The following is a 15,529-nucleotide window of genomic DNA, read 5'->3' on the forward strand; positions in this document are numbered from 1 at the left end:
ATGACGGCGGAGCTCGCCCCGCACGTCGTCACCGCCCGCGACTTCCTGATGGGATCGATCTGGGAAGGCACCGGAGACGAACTGCACACCAACCGCCTCATGGCCCGCAAGAGCATGTTCAGGCAGCGCATCCTGTCGGGCGTCTCCGGCATGCTGCTCGCGATCGACGCCTACCGGCCCGAGCTGATCTGGGCTCCGCTGACCCGGCTGCGCTGGTCCTTCGACAGGCCGCTGTTCGAAGGCACCCGGCTGGAGGTGCGGGGACACTCCGCGGGCGAGGAGCACACCCTGAGCGGGACGGCCGACGGGCAGATCGTCACACACGGATCCGTCGTCACCGGGCCCCCCGCCGACCTGCCCCGCAAGCCAGGACGGCCTTCCGCCGGCCGGACCATGACGGAGGCCGACGCCCGCCTCTTCCGCACGTGGCTGCCCGGCGACCCCACCCGGGACCAGGACCTCCCCGGGCACATACCGTGGCCGCTGATCGTGCTGACCGCGTCCGGGCTGATCACCCGCGGCCGGCACATGGGCAGCTTCCGCACGGTGCTCAACCGCGCCTTCACCTGGACCTTCGGCGCCCCGCTGGCGCTGGAGGAGACCGTGCACTGCGAACTGGGCACGGTGGAGCGCCGCCCCAGCGCCACCCTGCTGCCAGCAAGGAAGACCTGTTCCTCACGCTGATGCGGCGCAACTACGCCCGCACCACCGCGCGCGCCAGGCAGGCGGCCATGACCGGGACGACTCCGGCCGAGCGGCTGATCAACCTGGTCAAGGCGCACGTCCTGGCGGAGGTGCGCGACAGCCAGGTGTGGCGGCTGAACCGCTCGGAACTGGAGGTCATCAGCCCGAGGCGCGCGTGGAACTGGTGGCGCTGCGCGACGAGTTCGAGCAGATCTGGCGCGACGTCATCGAGGACGGCATCGCCGACGGCAGCTTCAAGCCCGAAGACCCGGCCCTGACCCGGTTCTCCATCATCCAGATGTGCAACGGCGTGGCGCTGGGGTACCGGCCGGACGGGCGCCTGACACTCGACGAAATCTCGGGAATCATCTCCCGTCAGGCGCTGGCGCTACTGGGCCGGCCGTGAGTCGCACAGGGCGGCACCGGCCATGGACGGGCGGGAGCCCGCCGTGGCCGGTGCCTCGGGTCAGGCCGTGGTGACCATGCAGTGCGACTTCGTCTCGGTGTCGGTATGACTGCCCAGGATGGTGTAGACCTTGGTGATGGTGCACCACGAGTGCGATCCCCTCGGTATGGCGATCGACCTGGTCGAGGTGGCGCAGCGTACCCGCCCGCAGGGGCCGGTCTGACTGTGCGACACCAGGCGGGTGTCCAGGAACAGGTCCACGGCGAGAACGCCTGCCGCGTGCCCGCCGATGCAGCCGTTGGAGCCGCCAGCTCCGTACACCAGCGCCTGCCGATCCACCTTGTCGGTCAGGACCCAGAGTTTGCAGGCGGGTTCCGCCTGGGCCGGGCTCGCCGTCACCACGCTCGCGGTGGCGGCGGCGAGCACCACTCCCGCGAGGAGACGGCAGACCCGTCCGGTCGTGCGGGCTAAGGTCGATGACATCGCAATTTCCTTTCTGCATGCTCCTGCGCGTCATGGCGGACCAGAACGCCTCGGACGACAGGCCGGCCCGGCTCGCGAATGGTCAGTGATAAAGGACGTTGCCCCACTTCACTTCAGTCCAGACACCGCCGTAAGTGGCCTTGGCCTGCCATTTCTGGTTGCCGGCCGTGTTGTCGGTGAATTCCACCCCGGCCCAGCACGAGTATTTGCCGGGACAGGCCTTGGTCGCCGCCGCTACTTTGGTGCCGTTGCGGTAGAGTTCGACGAAGATGATGAGCGACATGAAATCGGGTGTCAGCACCTTGTCGCAGGATATCGATCCGCCTGCCGAAACCCGCGTGGTCCTGTCGACCACGTCGGTCAGCGTGGACGTCCGGCATCCCCACATCGCCTGTCGCTGCGCCGACGCCGCAGGTGCGGCGACGGCCGAGTTCGCCAGGAGCGGGACGAGAGCGCAGCCGGCGAGCAGCGCCGCCGCGCGCCGACCGGTCATGACGCGTCGCATGGGCATGGCTCCTTTCAGAGCGAGGGGCTGCTCTCCGGCACGCCGGAGAGCGATGAGAAGAACGCCGGAATCAGGGATTCATTACCTGTTCCTGGCATTTCCGCTGAAACAGCATGGGTGTGGGTGAGGTTTCCGCTTCGTAGACGACGGATGCCGCTGCTTCGGGCGTCCCGTCTCTGTGGCCCGGGGAACTCCTGCCTTCTTCGGACTATAAAGAGCGAGTAAGGCGATGGCCAGGACATTCACCGGACACATACCGGCAATTCAACTCGTTCGGCGCGGCGGGGCTGGCAGGCGCACGCGGTGGCTGCGCGAAGAGTCCGGGAAGTGCCCGGTCACCGCCCTTGCCACGGCCATCGCCGGCAGCGAAACTGCCGGTCAGCAGCCGCTTTCCAGCAACAGCGTCAGGCGCGAGTCCCGTTGTGAGAACGGAAGAAGGAAACGAGCATGCACCGGACGATCACACGAACAGCTCAGGCGGCCATCGCCGCAGGTGTGATGACTTTCGCCATGGCCTCCCCCGCGCAGGCGCACACCGTGAGCGTGGGCAACGCGTGGGGCTACGCACAGCTCACCTCCAACCACGCGCAGCTGAACATCTGCAGGATTCTCGGCAGGTACCCCGCTTCGGACGTCTGGGCCACGGTGAGGTTCGGCACCGGCGTTCTCCGCCGCTATGACGCGCCGCCCGTCCCCAGTTTGTGCTACCAGCGCGACCTGCCGTCCAACGTGACCGGGGTCAGATTCTGCTGGCGCCCCTCGGGGACGGACAACAACTGCACGGCGTGGCGGGCCGCCTGATCTCGGTGTCGTCCCCGCCCGCGTGCCGGCTCATCCCCGTCACGGGAGCGAGGGTTCGAGCGCGGCGGCGAGCCTGGCGACGATGTCGCAGGCGGGTTCGAGGTCGCCGCCGACCGCGGTGACGTCCACCCGCGACCGGTCGCCCACGCCCAGCGCGACCGCGCATCCGCCGTTGGCGCCCTCGAACCTGACGGCCCGGTGGTGCCCGATGTCGGCAAGCCGATCCGTCCGGGCGGCCACGATGTCCTCCAGCCCGCGGGTGGAGAACAACTCGACGCCCACGGTGTAGCTGTTGCGCAGGGTCGCGCCCTGGATCCGGAACCGGCAGACGCGGGCCTGACCGACCTGCTTGTCCCGCGGGTCGGTCAGGCCGAGCCGGGTGCGGGCGTCGTGGGGCACGAGCCCGCACGGATCGACACCGGCGAACGCGTCGGCCGGGCCGGACGACGGCGCCGGCGTCGCGGTCGCCGTGGCGGGGTTCCGCGTCGCGGCGAGGCCTTGGCCGGGGTCCTGGATGGGCCCCGGCACCGGCGAACAACTCGCGAGGAGCACGACGGAAAGGGACACGGCGCAGGCCGAGGTCGTCAGGCGCGCAGCGTTCCTCCAGGTGGGCGTGGTCGCCTCGGCGGGCATCGCGCCGGCCCTGTCCGTGATCATCTCAGTCCTTCGTGAGCGGGTTGCCTCGTCGGTCGGACGAGGGTACAGCCGGATTGTTGAAGAACGCCCTCAAGGAGCATGCCGAGACGCTCAGCTCGGCTTGATGTCCAGTTCGAGGGTGTCCAGGGCGGCTGCCAGCCTGGCCTCGGCCGCGCGGACTACTTCGCGACGTTGTTCGCCCACGAGGACGTCTTCGCCACAGCCGATCGCGACACCGGCCGCCGCGAACGGCGTCAGCTTGAACAGAAACAGCACACAGCGAATCGATCTCGCGTTCGTGCGGCAGGCCGAACCAGATGATTCCGGCGAGCGCCACGGCGACCAGATACCCGCCGCCTTCCTCGCCTTCTTCTGCCTCTTCGTGCCGAGTCGCCAGCGCGGTACGGCCACCCGGTGCATGGGCGACCGGTGAAACCCCAAAGCTGGACCTGCGGTGGGCGCGGCGGCTGCGGCTGCAGCTGGTGTGCAACAAAGCTCTCTCCGCGGTCTCGGGCGCCCGTTGCGCCGCACGCCAAAATAGCCGGCGCAGACCACTCCGCACACGCGTGGGCCGGCGCGCAGCAAGGCGATGAGAACGGGCGCCCAAGAAGAGTGGGACAATGCCTGCAGAACGTCATAGGACCACGCCGCGGTCAATCGTTCACTGCGACGGAACTCCCGATACTCAGGCGGTTCCGGATCACAGCGGACATCATGGAGTTCCACCCTCATGGACGTTTCGAACCAAGCGGCCCGACACCTTCGCGCCGCACCGGTTCTTCACCTCTTCGCATGTCGTTCTCTCCGGCATGTCGTTCTCGCAGGCCGGAGAGGCCATTGTCCCGCCGCGTGGTGAATGCCGGCCAGGACATTCTGTGGACATTCACAGGACACATTGCCGGGCCGTCATGCCCGCTCTTCTCCGGCGAGCCGACAGGCGCCGCCCGCAGGTCGGCGCTCGTGTCAGGCGCCGGCGCGTGCCTGCTGGTAGAGGACGGGGTCGTGGGAGCAGACGATGCTCAGGCGGGGGTCGGCGCGCTGGTACAGCTCGGCGAGGCGGGCATGGTTGTCGCGGACCTTTGCCCGGTCGAAGGCGACGAGCGTTTCCTGAAGGCGGAGGACGGCGGGTACGCGCAAGCGCCGGTCGAGGGTCCCCGTGTGGTAGAAGGCATCGCCGCAGTGCAGGATCCAGCGGTCCCCGGCGTCGACGGCGACGGCGGCATGCCCGCGGGTGTGACCCGGCAGCGCGATGAGGACGATGCCTGGCGAGACCTCGTCGAGCGGCAGGGCAGCGGGGAACCCCCACCACTGCTCTCCGTCGGGGGTGTGCTCGACGAGGTGGGGGCGGTGGGCCCACTGGGCCGGGCTGTAGCGGATCCTCTCGGCACGCGACGGCGCTCGGATCGCCCCTTCGGCTTCGGCCGCGGTGAGGTGGACGCGGGCGTGCGGAAAGTCGGCCAAGCCGCCGATGTGGTCGATGTCGAGGTGGGTGAGCACGATGTGCCGGACGTCGGCGCGCCGGTGGCCGAGGCGTTCGACCTGGTGGGCGGCCGTCTCCGCAGGGTCCAGGGCCGGCTTGATGAGGTGGCGGTAGGGGCCGAGGCGGCGGGCGGGGTCCTCGATGTCGGCCAGTCCGAAGCCGGTGTCGACCAGGACCAGCCCGTTGCCGGACTCGAGCAGCAGGACGTGGCAGACCAGATGCGCGGTGGGCAGGCGCATGGTGCCGCAGTTGAGGTGGTGAACCTTCACGGGTTCCAGGGTCGCGGGTCGATGAGGACGGCGGCGGCAGTCCCGTGAACTCCCGCCGCTGCCCGGCGTGCGGAGCCGCCGATCAGGCGGCGGCCGTGCCACGGGCGATGTAGAGGCTCATCGCGGTGAAGTCGACGGTGATGGTGTAGGGCTTGTAGAAACAGTGCGCGAAGTGGCCCAGCACGTCGAATCCGAGCGGGCTGATCGGTATGTGCGGGTCGGAGTAGCAGTAGGCGCCCTTGGCGACGGCGTCGCCGAGGCGCAGCTCCTTCGGGTAACGGGGCATGACGAGCATCCGAACGAAAAGTCCCGTTAGCGGGTGAACCGACCCGCTGGATGTGCCCGATGAGGTGCTGGTGTACCTCGGCGAGCAACTCGGGATCGAGGATGTCCCGCAGATCAGCCAGTACACCGAGCGGCGCAGCACGCCGTTCGAGCACCAGGACGTGATCCGCAAGGCATACGCGTTGAAGGAGTTCTCCCAGGTGGAAGCGGATTTCATCGTGTGGGCGAGCGCGCGGGCGTGGAACACTGGCGACGGCAAGAAGACGATCTTCTATGACGGGGTGACGTGGCTGCGCACCAACAAGGTGCTGCTCCCGGGTGTGACCACGCTGGCCCTGCTGGTCGCCCGGGTGCGGGATGAGGCCACCGACCGTCTCTATGACACGCTGCGCGGGGTGCTGTCGCCGCGGCAGCGGTTCCTGGAGATGCTGCTGGAGATGCCCGAAGGTCGGCGCTCCTCGGACCTGGAGCGCTGGCGCAAGGGCCCGGCGGCGCCCTCGGGCAGGAATCTGGAGAAGGCGCTGGAGCTCGCTGCGGAAATCCTCGGAGTGGGGCTGGGGGCCATGCCGCTGCCGCTGGAGGTGCCGCACCGGCGGATGGTCGGTCTGGCGCGGTACGGCATGCAGGCCACGGCGACCGCTTTGCGCCGCCATGGCCCCTCCCGTCAGCTCGCTACGCTGCTGGCCACGGTGATCTATCTGGAGGGCAAGGCGGTCGACGACTGCCTGGAGATGCTGGACCTGCTGGTGGGCGGTGATCACCACGCCGGTCAGGTTCAGCCCGGACAGCAGCGGCGTGAACGCGGGGATCTCGTTACTCTTAGCTGCGATCTGGCGTTGGGCCACGACGGTCTGGGAGTCATGACGGGTGGCGGCCAGCAGGTGGACCGTGGTGCCGTCGGCGGTGCGGCTGCCGCGCAGGGTCTTGCCGTCCACGGCCAGGCCGGACAGCGGAACCCGGCTTGGGTACGGGTTGCTGGTGGGTGGCGCATCGGCGGCGAGAATGGCCAGGTAGCTGCAGGTGGCGGTGTCGAAGACGTCACCGTTCAGGCGGGCGAGCAGGCGTCCCAGGGTGCTGGCGGCCAGTCGACAGGTGGCGGGCAGGCCGGCGCGGGCGCGCAGGTCGGGATCGTATCCGTTGATGAACCGGGTGATCGTTACCAGGGATGTTGCTCCGCTGAGGACGGTGAGCAGGGATAACGCCAGCAGCGGGCCGAGCCGGTAGCGGCGTCCCTGGCGGGCTTCGCGGGTCAGGAACGGCGTTCAGAACCTCGGCCAGAGGTCGGCAGGCCGGACGGGTCAATCAGCGGGACGGTGACGGTGACGTGCTCCAAGTAGCGGGCGAGCACGTCGATCGGGGATGACGGCACGCGAACGCGGCCCCTGTTCTTGATCGCCTGGTGTGGACACCCAACGATCATCAGGGGTCGCGTTTGCCATCTGTACCCCGGGGTGCCCCCTCAACCGCCCGGCCTCAACCAGCCCGCGTGTGTCCCACCAGCCGAGAACGCATCGGCCCTATCCGCGGGACAGACTCTCAGGAGGTCCAAGCCCGGTAGTCTGCAAAGTCGAGGGAGCGAGGAGGGGCGTTCATGCCGTTAGACGCACGCGACAATGGTCTGGAGGATCCTCACGCGCAGAAAGCGACGTTGAGTGCATTGTTGCGCGTCTGGCGTGAGCGGGCGCTGCTGACCCAGAAGGAACTGGCGGTACGCGCAGGGCTTAATGAGCGAACCGTACGCCGGCTGGAGACCGGTGAGCTGCGACGGCCGCGCAGTTCATCGCTGCGGTTGCTGGCCGAGGCACTGGGCCTGGATGCCGAGGAATCGTCGCTTCTGATCAATACCACGAACGCCGCTCCGCACCTTTCGCATCCGGCGCCGGTGATGATGCCGCGGCAGTTGCCTCCTGATGTGGCGGCGTTCGTGGGCCGCGGGCGGGAACTGGCCTTCGTGGACGAGGCCCACGTCGCGGGTACCCTGATCATCACGGCCATCGACGGGATGGGGGGTGTAGGGAAAACCGCGCTGGCGGTGCATTGGGCGCACCGGATGGCCGACCGTTTTCCCGACGGACAGCTCTACATCAACCTCCAGGGGTACGCACCAGGGCCGCCGCTCTCCCCGCTACAGGCGCTGGCCACGCTTGTGCGCGGCCTGGGCGTCACGGCCGGCCAGGTCCCGACGGAACTGGAGGAGGCCACAGGGCTGTACCGATCGCTGCTGGCGGGCAAACGGATCCTCGTGATGTTGGACAACGCCCACAGCGCCGAGCAGGTCCGCCCGCTGCTGCCCGGCGCTCAGGGATGCATGGTGATCGTCACCAGCCGTGACCGGCTGACCGGGCTGACGGCCACCCACGGTGGCCACCGGCTGACCTTGGAGGTCCTGGACCCTGGCGAGGCGGCAATGCTGCTGACGCACATCATCGGGCCGGAGCGGGCGGCGGCCGAGCCTGAGGCCGTGACCGCGCTGGCACAGGTGTGCGGCTACCTGCCGCTGGCCTTGCGAATCGCCGCGGCCAACCTCACCGGCCGGCCGGACAAGCTGATCGCCGAGTATCTGGCCGAACTGCAGGAGGAGGACCGGCTGGACGGCCTGACCATCTCCCGCGATCCCCAAGCGGCCATCCGGGTGGCCTTCGACCACTCCTATGATCGCCTGACCCCTGACCGCCAACGGCTGTACCGGCTGCTGGGCCTGATCCCAGGCCCGGACGTCTGCGTCGCGGGCGTCGCGGTGCTGGCGGACGTTGAGGCAGAGGATGCGAGACGGGCGCTCAGCGAATTGGCGGACGCACACCTGGTGCAGCCACACGGCCGGGACCGGTACAGCATGCACGACCTGCTGCGGGTGTACGCGCGCCAGCGCGCGCACCTTCACGACGGCCAAGTGGAATGCGAGGCGGCTGTGGAACGGCTGCTGGACTGGTACCTGGGCGGAGTCGACGCGGCCGTGGGGCTGCTGTATCCGGAGGCGATGCGGCTGCCTCAGCCAGCGGCGGCCGACACCACCTTCCCGACAGCGTTCGGCGATCTGCCAGAGGCGGCCGCGTGGCTCGAAGCCGAGTTGGCCAACCTGGTCGCAGCCACCAGATACGCTGCCGACCACGGTCCTCATCCGGTCGCCTGGCGCCTGGCCGACGCGCTGCGTGAATACTTCTGGCAGCGACGGCCCATGGTGGAATGGCAGTTGATCGCTCAGGCCGGACTCGAGGCCGCCACGGTCATCGGCGACGTACGCGCCCAGGTCCTCGGCCACCTCAGCCTCGGCCAAGTCGACCGGGCTGCCGGCCGGCCGCAGTTGGCTCGCCGACATCTCACCGACGCGCTCACCCTGGCCCGGCAGGTCGGCTGGACCGAGGGCCAGGCCGCCGCCCTGAGCTGCCAGGGAGTCGTCAGCGTGTTGTCGGGCGACCTCCGGCAGGCCACCGAAGAGCTGGCCCAGGCGGTGGCGTTGTACCACAGCAGCGGTTCGCAGGGCGCGCAGGCCGACAGCCTGTTCGACCTCGCCCTGGCCGAGCGGGAGCTTGGCCAGTTGCAGGAGGCTGCCGCCCACCACCACCAGGCGTCCGAGCTTTACCGGCAGATCGGCTCACGCCTCGGGGACACGGGCGTCATGGGCGCCCTGGGCGAGATCGACCACGAGCTGGGGCAGTGGGAGACCGCCCGCCAGCACCTCGCCGACGCGGCGCGGCTCTATGAGGAGCTGGGCATGCGGTTCGGGCGAGCCTACTGGCTGCGTGCCCTTGCCGCAGTGACATGCGATGCCGGTCAGCCTCAGGAGGCGCTGGTCACAGCTGAGGAGGCACTGCGGCTGGCCGTAGAGATCGGCGACCCCTATACCGAGGCCAGGGTCCGTATCGTCCTGGCCAGGATTCACCTGCATCTCGGCCAGGCCCATGACGCCGATGATCACTGCCGGCGGGCTCTGAAGCTGGCACAGCGTATCTTCAGCCGTTGGACCGAGGCCACCGCGCGGCTGGGGCTGGCCGACGTCTGCCTCGCCCTCGACCAGCCCCGCCAGGCCCTCGACGGTGCCCGGCTAGCACTGGACTTCGCAGCCGAAGCTGGCATCCGCCTCCTTCAGGGCAACGCCCACATCACGCTGGCCGCGACCCACCATCGGCTCGGCTGCTATGACCAAGCGCTCATGCACGCCCGGCAGGCATTGGAGCTGCACCAGCAAACCGGTCACAGACTCGGGGCCGCCCGCGCCCTGCAGGTGATGGGGTGTGTGCTCCATGATGCCGGCGATCTCCTGACGGCCGTGCGCCGCTGGAAGGAAGCTCTGGAGCTGTTCACCGACATCGGCAGCCCCGAGGCCAACAAGGTCCGCGCCCTGTTGGCTGCGTGAACCGCTCCGGCACCGGTGAGCCCCGAGTTTGGTGGAGTCGCGTTCCTGGATTGTCATGGCACGGTGGACGCGTTCTGGGACTGTATCGGGGTGAGCGTGCCCAGGTGGCGAGCTCGATGCGGGTGACCCAGCGCTGACGACAGCACCGGTCATGTGCCGGCCTGATCGGGCTTCCGGATATTCATGTGGGAATGTTCGAAGATAGCGTTGTTCGCACCCGATGATCGGCATAATGCCTCGGTATTGCGGACACGGGCGATTCCCTGGTTCTTCTCCTCCTGCTGCCCGGATGCGGCCCTTCCCTAATGGGGGAGTCGGCCTCCACCAGAGGAGCGTTCGATCATCTTTATCCCAACAAAGCCGGCTCTGAGCGGACACCGGTCACGCCTGGTCTTTCAGCCGCTGCTCGCCCTCCTGTTCGCCCTGGGCGCACCCGAACGGTGGCAGGTGCTCGTGCTCTTGGCGCTGAGGCCGGGTGCACGCCTACGACGCTGCCGGATCCCTCGTCATGAAGCCCGTTGGTCAGGCGGTGGCGGGGACTCTCGCCCTGCTGCGGGTTCCGCTTTGAGATGAATGCGATGCTTCAGCTCCGCGGCTGGCATCCCCGCGACCGGTTTTTTCGACAGGTACTGGGCCTTCTCCATGCCTTCAGTTCACGACGCTTTTCTCTTCCGGTGCATGGAAGACCGTTTGTGCATTTTGCATCCCCGAACTGCTGCGGATCCCATATGCAGGTCGTGCGTCTGGCACTGGTCCGGTTCGCCCCGTCAAGCAGACAATTCGGGGAACAGGAGCGAATTCCGTTCCCGTGGAGGAGGAACTGTGTGATGACTCACACCGGACTGGATCATGACACGCCGGCCGGCCGGGTGCGGGCCGTCGAAGGGGCGGATACCGCTCACCGCGGAAGCTGGTGGCGCTTCGCCTGGCACTACGTGGAAATGGTCGTGGCGATGCTGGCCGGGATGCTGGCCTTGGGAACGGCGCTGAGCATTGTGCTCAGCGCCGTCGGGTGGGATTACTCCCACGCCGATCACCCGGTGATCGGCGCGAGCGAAATGGTGCTCACCATGTCGCTGGGCATGGCCGCATGGATGCGCTACCGCCGGCACGGGTGGGGGAGCATCCTGGAGATGGTGGCGGCCATGGTCGCCCCGCTCGTGGTGCTGGTGGCACTGCTATGGGCGGGAGCAGTTTCGGACGGGGCGCTCATGATGCTGCTGCACGTGCTGATGCTGCCGGCCATGCTGATTGTCATGCTCCGCCGCCGTCAGGAATACAGCATGGCCCACGGTCCTGCCCGGCCGGCTGTCCGGAAGCTCGGCCGCGGCCTGGCCGTTCTGCTCGCCTTCCTGCTTGTTCCCGGCGCCGCGTACACAGCGGGCTCCGCGGCCTACGCGAGAAACCAGTACAGCCAACCTGAGAGGACCACGGCCACCGTGACGCCGTCGGCGTACGATCCGGGCAAGCCCACGGCCGTGGTCGTCGTCGGCAACAGCGGTGCCAACATCGCCGACGCACTCGTCTCGTACGAGATCCTGGCCATCACGGGAAAGTTCAACGTCTACACCGTCGCGCCGGACCGCCGTCCGCTACCTCTGCTTGGTGGGCTGGATCTGGTGCCGGACTTCAGCTTCGCGCAGTTGGAGCAGTTGATGAGTGGTTCGGCCCCGGACGTGACCGTAGTGCCTGCCATGCCGGACTCAGACGCCTCCGACCGTACGATGGTGACCACCTGGATTCGGGACACCGCGAGTAAGGGGCTGCTGCTGAGCGTGTGTGCCGGCGCGCAACTGGTCGCCGAAGCCGGGCTGCTCGACGGGCGCGACGCGGCCTCGCACTGGTACTGGATTTCCCGGCTCCAGCGCGACCATCCCGAGGTGAACTGGCAGCGCGGCATCCGATATGTCGATGACGGCGATGTGATCAGCACGGGCGGGCTGTTGTCGGCGGTCGACGGAACACTGCGCGTGGTCGAGCGGCTCCTCGGCACCGACTCCGCCCGGGCCGCCGCCGAGTCCGTCGGCTGGCGGTACTACACCCCCGGGAAGGCCGCCACGCTCCCTCAGTCGAAGCTGACTCTCGGCGATGCCATCCTGCATACGCTCAACGTGGGCTTCCGCTGGGAAGCTCCCAACGTGGGTGTTGTGCTCACCGACGGCGTCGGCGAGATTGAACTGGCCGCTGCGTTCGACCCGTATGCCGAGCACTCGATGGCCGCGCGTACCGTCGCGGTCACGCCGGATGGAGCCGCCATCCGCTCCCGCCATGGGCTGACGTTCACCCCGCGGGACACCCTGGCGAACGCCACTGTCCGATTTGACCGGTTGTTGGTGCCCGGCGCCGCTGCGGCGGCGAATCCGCAGCCTGCAGTCGAGGCCGCCCGACGGGGAGGTGTGCCGGTGGAGTACCTCCAGGCGCGACCGGGCTTCGCCTTCGACGAGGCACTGCGGGATGTCGCCCGCACGATGGATGTTCCCACGGCGCGGTGGGCCGCCAAGGTCCTGGAGTACCCGGCCGACGGGCTTGGGCTGTCCGGTCCCGGGTGGCCATGGACGCTGGCCCTGCGCCCGCTCTTGCTGGGCCTGACGGGACTGGCCGCCGCCCTCGGCGCCGCCTGGCTGGTTCGGCGGGCCCGCGTTCTCCGGACGGCGGATGGCGGTGACGGCACTGCGCGTGGCTGCCGACCCTGATCGATCACGTGGGCGCAGGCCGGCTACAGCCAGCCGGCCTCATCGGCGATGCGCGCAGCGTCCACCCGGTTGCGCGCGCCCAGCTTGGTGACCGCCGATGCCAGATAGTTCCGTACGGTCCCGTACGTCAGATGCACCTCTACAGCGATTTCGGCCGCCGAGGCCCCGTTTGCGTGACGCCTGAGCACCTCGGCTTCCCGGGGAGAAAGCGGGCTCTCGGTGGTCTCCAGTGCGGCGAGAGCCAGTTTCGTGTCGATCACGCGCTCGCCCTTGGCAACCCGGCGTACCGCGTCGAGCAGTTCCTGCGCCGGAGCGTCTTTTACGAGAAACCCGGACACCTGCGCGGCGAGTGCGCGGCGCAGTGTCCCTGGCCTGCCCAGGCCTGTAAGGATCAAGGTGTGGCACTGCGGTAGCCGCCGACGCAGTTCGGCGGCGGCGGTGAGCCCATCGGAACCGGGCAGGTCGATATCGATCACGGCCACATCGGGGCGATGCTCAAGCGCGGCGGGTACGACGTCCTCACCGGAACTCAATGCGGCGACGACCTTGAGGTCGTCCTCCAACTCCAGGAGGGCGACCAGGGTGTCGCGCAGGATGCGCATGTCCTCGGCGATCAGGACCCGGATCATCTCCACCTCCCGCGGCGACCACGACGGCTGCTGCGACCTTATGGCCCGGTGTCCAGGCCACCACCACTGTTCCCACTGCCGATGTTCCCACTGCCGACGAGCCCTCAACGTAGCACCCGTGGACGCCGGCACCGCCCCTGCTCAAAGAACGAGCGGAATCTCCACGGCCAGATCGAAGCGGCCCGCACCATCGTCCGCGGCGGTGAGGCGCCCGCTGAGGGCACCGACTCGTGCGCGGAGGTTGCCAAGGCCGGTGCCGGCCGCCTCGGAGGGACGGGCACCGTCATTGGTGATGCGCAGCCGGACGGCTTCGTCCGTGGCGGACAGCCGGATGGCGCACCACTCGGCTGCCGCGTGGCGAAGGACGTTGGTGATGCCTTCGCGCAGCACAGTGGCCAGCACCTCGTCGATCGGAGGAGGGATCGGCACAACGGGCAGATCGGTGCGAACCTCGACGCCGGCGGCGGCCAGAGCGTCACGGGCCGTGGCGAGCTCATGGAGAAAGGACAGTTGATCGCGCACATCCTCAGTTACCGACCGAACCTCGTCACGGGACTCGGCAATGATCCGCAGGAGCTGCTCCAGTTCGTTTCGGGCACTGGCGTTGTCGCGGTCGATGAGTCGCACCACCAGGTCGCACTTGAGTGCGACGGCCGACAGGCCCAGGCCCAGAAGGTCGTGGGTGTCCCTGGCGACACGTGTCCGCTCCCGTACCACGGCGTTGCCGGCCAGTTCCCGATGAGCGGCCTCCACCCTGAGCGCCAGGTCGGTCAGTCGCGAGAGCCCGTATACCACCAGGCCGTACGCCGCTGTTCCTGTCGCGGCATACACCGCGTCGTAGAGTCCGTACCTGCTGTAGGCCACCATCGTCGTCCCGGCCACGAGCGAGATGGCCCCGAATGCCGCCCACGCCCAGCGGCCCGGAATCAGCAGCATCGCCGAACCCGCCGCGAATCCCGCCATGCCGAGCAGGTTCACCTCGTCGAAGACCCAGACCGACGCGACGCTCAGCAGCGTCTGAGCCGTGAAAGTCCAGACCCAGCCAGGGGGGCGAACACCATCGCGGCGATCACGGGTGTGCCGGAGCTGCAGCGCCCCTACCGCGACGATGACGGTGCACGCGCCGACCTTGGCGGCCACATCCGCCGCCGTTTCCAGTACGTTGACCAGCGTCTGGGCCGAGAAAGCGCACAGCACCACCACCAGCACCATCCGGGCCACCTGCGGTGCCACAGTCCCGCCCTGAATGCCGCCCTGAATGCCGTCGGCGGTGTCGCCTTCCCGTCCGGCCTTCGGCGGGCCGTGGGCGCGGTCGTCGCGGGCCACCCTCACCCGGACCTGGTCGAGCGCCTGACGCGTAATGCCGGCCGCCTCGATGAGACGGTCACGCGCCTGGCCCGGACTGTCGATGATCAACGCCAAGGCGGCTTTGCCATGTGCGGTGACGGCTTGGAGCCGGTCCCCGATCGCCTCACGCAGGAGCCCGGCCGCGCGAAGGCGCTGCCGGGCTACGGCCATGGCGACCAGCTCGGCCTGGGTTATATGCATTTCCTGGACCAGATCGGCCAACCGGACCAGGCCGAACAACGCCAAAGCCATGTTCACCGGGCCCGTCAGCGCCCAGATGGTCAACGACCACGAGCTGTCGGCCCGCAGGATCCCTTCGAGCAGAAGGACGGCGCCGAACAGGACCCAGGAGGCCGGCGCTCCCACCGTGAGCAGCAGCAGACCGCCCAGCAGTCCCGCCAGCCCCACGAACCAGTCCTGACCGAACACGACGAACGGCACATACGTCAGGACAGCCTGGACGACGAGCAGCGGGCCACGGAAACGGGCCCACAGCGCCCGGCCGGGCGGAACCGCGTACGACAACGGCAGCACGAACAGCGTCATGGCCGCCACCGCGCCGACCGGTCCGGCCCCGTACACCGCCACGGCCGACCTGGCGGGTAGCACCAGGCACAGGAAGGCCGGGGCGAACAGCCAGGCGACCGTCGGCGTCAGCGCGCCCTGCCGCGACACATCGCCCATCACGTGCCTCCAGACCACGCCTGAGCGTTCTTCACGGTGACGGCACGGCATGCCACGCCCCATCGGATGAAGGGGATCAGACATCCGCACGACCTTTCAAATCAGTACATTTTCTACGATGAGAAGTGGCCGCCTCAGGGCAGCAACCGGACATTTGGCGGGCATTGCGGAGCGGCTGAACTCATGGCAGGCCAGCGACAAGAGTGGTGTTCCGGCAGTTGGTGGCGGTGCGAATCTCCTCGGCCACGGTCAGCCCGCCCCGATGGCGAGCGG

The 15,529-nt window shown here is 68.6% G+C and carries 15 protein-coding genes; 6 read left to right on the forward strand and 9 right to left on the reverse strand.

Annotation, left to right across the window (positions count from 1 at the left end):
* The gene (locus SMD20_RS39960; RefSeq protein WP_329591204.1) at positions 1–684 is read left to right on the forward strand and encodes a hypothetical protein; all 684 of its coding nucleotides are present in this window, start codon (positions 1–3) and stop codon (positions 682–684) included.
* 10 nt (positions 685–694) lie between these two features.
* Here SMD20_RS39960 and SMD20_RS39965 read toward each other — a convergent pair whose 3' ends face one another.
* Positions 695–844 carry a hypothetical protein gene (locus SMD20_RS39965; RefSeq protein WP_329592873.1) on the reverse strand — a complete coding sequence of 50 codons (150 nt, stop codon included), beginning with the start codon at positions 842–844 and terminating at the stop codon, positions 695–697.
* Between SMD20_RS39965 and SMD20_RS39970 the strand changes: the two genes are divergently transcribed.
* Complete coding sequence (locus SMD20_RS39970) at positions 812–1,090, forward strand: hypothetical protein (protein WP_329591205.1); 279 nt, start codon at positions 812–814, stop codon at positions 1,088–1,090. The genes SMD20_RS39965 and SMD20_RS39970 overlap by 33 nt on opposite strands.
* Positions 1,091–1,150: 60 nt before the next feature.
* On the opposite strand, the gene SMD20_RS39975 is transcribed toward SMD20_RS39970, so the two are convergent.
* Both SMD20_RS39975 and SMD20_RS39980 read right to left on the reverse strand, forming a co-directional pair.
* On the reverse strand, positions 1,151–1,573 hold the full coding sequence (locus SMD20_RS39975) for a hypothetical protein (RefSeq protein ID WP_319709433.1): 423 nt from the start codon (positions 1,571–1,573) through the stop codon (positions 1,151–1,153).
* A gap of 82 nt (positions 1,574–1,655) precedes the next feature.
* Positions 1,656–2,078: a hypothetical protein gene (locus tag SMD20_RS39980; protein WP_329591207.1), complete on the reverse strand. Its 423-nt coding sequence runs from the start codon at positions 2,076–2,078 to the stop codon at positions 1,656–1,658.
* Positions 2,079–2,525: 447 nt separating this feature from the next.
* Between SMD20_RS39980 and SMD20_RS39985 the strand changes: the two genes are divergently transcribed.
* Positions 2,526–2,879, forward strand: a complete 354-nt coding sequence (locus SMD20_RS39985) for a hypothetical protein (RefSeq protein ID WP_329591209.1) — start codon at positions 2,526–2,528, stop codon at positions 2,877–2,879.
* Positions 2,880–2,918: 39 nt separating this feature from the next.
* On the opposite strand, the gene SMD20_RS39990 is transcribed toward SMD20_RS39985, so the two are convergent.
* The 4 genes from SMD20_RS39990 to SMD20_RS40005 form a co-directional block, all read right to left on the reverse strand.
* A complete protein-coding gene (locus tag SMD20_RS39990) occupies positions 2,919–3,536 on the reverse strand; it encodes a DUF3558 family protein (RefSeq protein WP_329591211.1) in 618 nt (205 codons plus the stop codon).
* Positions 3,537–3,626: 90 nt separating this feature from the next.
* Complete coding sequence (locus SMD20_RS39995; protein WP_329591213.1) at positions 3,627–3,935, reverse strand: hypothetical protein; 309 nt, start codon at positions 3,933–3,935, stop codon at positions 3,627–3,629.
* 543 nt (positions 3,936–4,478) lie between these two features.
* A complete protein-coding gene (locus SMD20_RS40000) occupies positions 4,479–5,264 on the reverse strand; it encodes an MBL fold metallo-hydrolase (RefSeq protein WP_329591215.1) in 786 nt (261 codons plus the stop codon).
* Between the two features lie 82 nt (positions 5,265–5,346).
* Complete coding sequence (locus tag SMD20_RS40005) at positions 5,347–5,550, reverse strand: hypothetical protein (RefSeq protein ID WP_329591217.1); 204 nt, start codon at positions 5,548–5,550, stop codon at positions 5,347–5,349.
* 52 nt (positions 5,551–5,602) lie between these two features.
* Between SMD20_RS40005 and SMD20_RS40010 the strand changes: the two genes are divergently transcribed.
* The 3 genes from SMD20_RS40010 (at position 5,603) to SMD20_RS40020 (ending at position 12,596) form a co-directional block, all read left to right on the forward strand.
* Positions 5,603–6,748 carry a DUF4158 domain-containing protein gene (locus SMD20_RS40010; protein WP_329591219.1) on the forward strand — a complete coding sequence of 382 codons (1,146 nt, stop codon included), beginning with the start codon at positions 5,603–5,605 and terminating at the stop codon, positions 6,746–6,748.
* A 392-nt stretch (positions 6,749–7,140) separates the two neighbouring features.
* Complete coding sequence (locus tag SMD20_RS40015) at positions 7,141–9,903, forward strand: ATP-binding protein (RefSeq protein WP_329591220.1); 2,763 nt, start codon at positions 7,141–7,143, stop codon at positions 9,901–9,903.
* Positions 9,904–10,730: 827 nt separating this feature from the next.
* Entirely contained in the window at positions 10,731–12,596 is a 1,866-nt protein-coding gene (locus tag SMD20_RS40020; RefSeq protein ID WP_329592825.1) for a DJ-1/PfpI family protein, read from the forward strand.
* 23 nt (positions 12,597–12,619) lie between these two features.
* On the opposite strand, the gene SMD20_RS40025 is transcribed toward SMD20_RS40020, so the two are convergent.
* Together SMD20_RS40025 and SMD20_RS40030 are read right to left on the reverse strand one after the other, a co-directional pair.
* Positions 12,620–13,225 carry a response regulator transcription factor gene (locus SMD20_RS40025; RefSeq protein WP_329591222.1) on the reverse strand — a complete coding sequence of 202 codons (606 nt, stop codon included), beginning with the start codon at positions 13,223–13,225 and terminating at the stop codon, positions 12,620–12,622.
* 141 nt (positions 13,226–13,366) lie between these two features.
* Positions 13,367–15,256, reverse strand: a complete 1,890-nt coding sequence (locus tag SMD20_RS40030) for a sensor histidine kinase (RefSeq protein ID WP_329591224.1) — start codon at positions 15,254–15,256, stop codon at positions 13,367–13,369.
* Positions 15,257–15,529 lie beyond the last annotated feature (273 nt).

It is taken from the genome of Nonomuraea sp. LP-02 (genome assembly GCF_036289125.1).
Lineage (GTDB): Bacteria > Actinomycetota > Actinomycetes > Streptosporangiales > Streptosporangiaceae > Nonomuraea > Nonomuraea bangladeshensis.